This is a genomic window from Pseudomonas sp. GW821-FHT01A09 (assembly GCF_058986725.1).
Genome location: NZ_JBYSWB010000075.1, coordinates 1 through 782, shown reverse-complemented (window position 1 = coordinate 782; position 782 = coordinate 1). Strand labels below are relative to the sequence as shown.

Annotated in this window: 1 protein-coding gene; it reads right to left on the bottom strand. The window is 64.1% G+C overall.

The annotated features are described in order from the left end of the window. The coding region (locus tag AC3WJP_RS29105) for a secretin N-terminal domain-containing protein (RefSeq protein WP_493724605.1) at positions 1–782 on the bottom strand (782 nt) is incomplete at both ends.

Here is a 782-nt window from a genome sequence, read left to right as displayed (position 1 = left end):
TTGTCGAGGCGTTTGATGGCGCCTTCGATCTCGGTCCACTGCGCGGGGCGGGTGCGGATCAGCAGTTGGTTGCTGCTCTTTTGCGCGGTGATGCGGGTGCTTTGGTCGAGGCTTTTGCTGCCTTGGCTGTTGGCTGCATCAGCGCTGCCATCGTCGCTAGTGTCACTGCCATCGCTGCTGGCGCTGCTGTCCTGGTCGCTGTCGTCGTCGCTGTTCTGTTCATTGCCGACGCTTTGCATGCCGGTGTTGTTATTCAGGCCCTGGCCGTTGCTGCCGTTGAGGCCGCCGCTGCTGATGCCACCGGTGGTGCCCGAACTGTTGTTGCCGGTCAGGGATGACAGGCTGGTGGTGCGCACACCCGGGGCGACCTTGGCGGCGCTGTCGTCCTTGATCTGGCCGTTGCCGTAGATCTGGCGCAGGTACCTGGCCAGGTCGGTGGCCTTCATGTTGCGCACGTCGTAGACGTAGAGTTGCGGCTCGTTGCCGCCGCCTTCGTCGATGGTGTGGATCCAGTCGCCGACTTCGCTCAGGTACTGCGGCTGCGAGGAGATGGCGACCACCGAGTTGGTCCGCTCGATCGGCAAGAAGTGCACCATGCCGGCCAGGGGCATGCCGCTGTCGGGGCCGAACATCTTCTGCAACTGCGGCATCAGCTCGCCGACGGTGGCGCGCTGCAGGCCGTAGACGCCGATGGACATGCCCTTGAGCCAGTCGACGTCGAAGGTGTTGATGGTGTCCTGATAGTTGGCCAGTTCCTCCGGCGTGCCGGCGAGGCTGAGCAC